Annotated in this window: 1 protein-coding gene and 1 pseudogene; both read left to right on the forward strand. The window is 41.5% G+C overall.

Going from position 1 to position 1,891, the window contains the following annotated elements; translation table 11 throughout:
* Positions 1 to 216: pseudogene (locus AC29Z1_RS17415) on the forward strand (ABC transporter permease); the annotation flags it as partial.
* Positions 217 to 417: 201 nt separating this feature from the next.
* Entirely contained in the window at positions 418 to 1,764 is a 1,347-nt protein-coding gene (gene brnQ, locus AC29Z1_RS17420; RefSeq protein ID WP_488272709.1) for a branched-chain amino acid transport system II carrier protein, read from the forward strand.
* Positions 1,765 to 1,891 lie beyond the last annotated feature (127 nt).

The following is a 1,891-nucleotide window of genomic DNA, read 5'->3' on the forward strand; positions in this document are numbered from 1 at the left end:
CTCAGAGTAGCTATGGCAACAGCCATCTCGGTGCTGTTTTTTACCGAAACATTTGGTACACAATATGGAATGGGATACTTTATCATGGATGCTTGGCTGCGGGTCAATTACTTGGAAATGTATTCTGGTATTGTCGCCTTAAGCAGCATCGGGTTAACCCTGTTTAGTACCATTGATTATTTGGAAAGAAAACTATGCAAATGGCAGTATCAATAGCCAGACAGGCGATATAGCAGTGAAGTGAGTTAACCAGTGATTTCCTTTTTGCTAAGGAAAACTGGTTTTATTTTTTTGATAAATTATGTTATTTTTTTAGGAATTTTGAATACAAATAGAAGACATAATATTGATTTTGTTGTAAACATGTAATATACTGTAACAGTATTAGTACTTGCGGAGGAGGACATTTTGTTGAAGGTGAAAAAATTGTCGTTTCAAGATACGCTGGCAATTGGGTTAATGTTGTTTTCTTTGTTCTTTGGTGCAGGCAACTTGATTTTTCCGCCTGCCTTAGGACAGTCGGCAGGCGATAATGTCTGGGTTGCTGTTTTTGGTTTTTTAACTACTGGTGTTGGACTGCCGTTATTAGGGGTCTTGGCTGTTGGCTTATCCGGCAGTAATGACGCTGGCGATTTAGCCAAAAGGGTCCATCCGGTTTTTGCTACTGCTTTGTTGGTTAGTACCTATCTAACGATTGGTCCCTTGTTTGCTATTCCCCGTACAGGCGCAGTTTCTTACGAAATTGGAGTTAAGCCGTTTATGTCAGGCGATATGAGCGGTGGTGGAACAGGTCTACTTATTTATTCCATTATTTTCTTTGGGGTAACTTGCTGGCTGGCACTAAATCCCAGCAAAATTGTTGATCGGGTTGGTAAGATATTAACGCCTGCGTTATTAATTATGTTGGCGTTTTTAGTGGGACAAACCATTCTAAGTCCTCTGGGACAACCCCTGGCACCGCAGGGAGACTACCAGAGCCATGCCTTTGCTAAAGGATTTCAGGAAGGCTATTTAACCATGGACACACTTGCATCCATTGTTTTTGCTATTATTGTGGTGAATGCGGTTAAAGGCAAGGGTGTCGAAAATCCTAAGGAAATTGCCAAAGTATGTACTGGTGCTGGGTTGATCGCCGCCTTTTTCTTGGGACTAATCTATGTTTCTTTGGCTTATCTTGGTGCTACCAGTGCAGGGACCATTGGACAAGCCGAAAATGGCGGTATCATTTTGTCCAAGGTAGCTAATATCTATTACGGTTCACTCGGCAATTTGATTTTAGGATTGGCGATTATCTTTGCCTGTTTAACCACCAGTATCGGTTTGGTATCTGCTTGCGCTTCTTATTTCTCAAAATTATTCCCGCGTCTTTCGTATCAAACCTTGGTGTATATCATGTCAATTTTCAGCCTGGTTATTTCTAATGTTGGCCTAACACAGCTTATTGCTTTTTCAGTGCCAGTTTTGATTGGCATTTATCCAATGGTCATTGTGCTGATTTTTCTGGTATTCCTCGATCCGCTGTTTGGCGGTCGGAGTGAGGTCTATCGTTGCAGTATGCTCTTTACGGGTATTGTCAGCATTGTTGACGGTTTAAATGCGGCAAACATTCAGTTGGGCTTTGTTACCAAGTTATTCAGTCAATATCTGCCGTTTTTTGACATTAGTCTTGGCTGGGTCATACCGGCTGCTGTCGGTGTGGTACTGGGTTATATTATCTCGTTGATGGTTTCAGGTTCATCGGAAATGAAACCTGAACAGATTTAGTAGATGGTTGTCTTGGATACGGAGTTAAGAAAATATTGCTTAAAAAAGAACAGGGCTTAGTACAAGCTCTGTTCCAGATTGTAGACAAAGCCGCTTTTATGCCGTAAGGCAAAAAGCGGCTTTCTAT

Source organism: Sporomusa sp. (genome assembly GCF_057736855.1).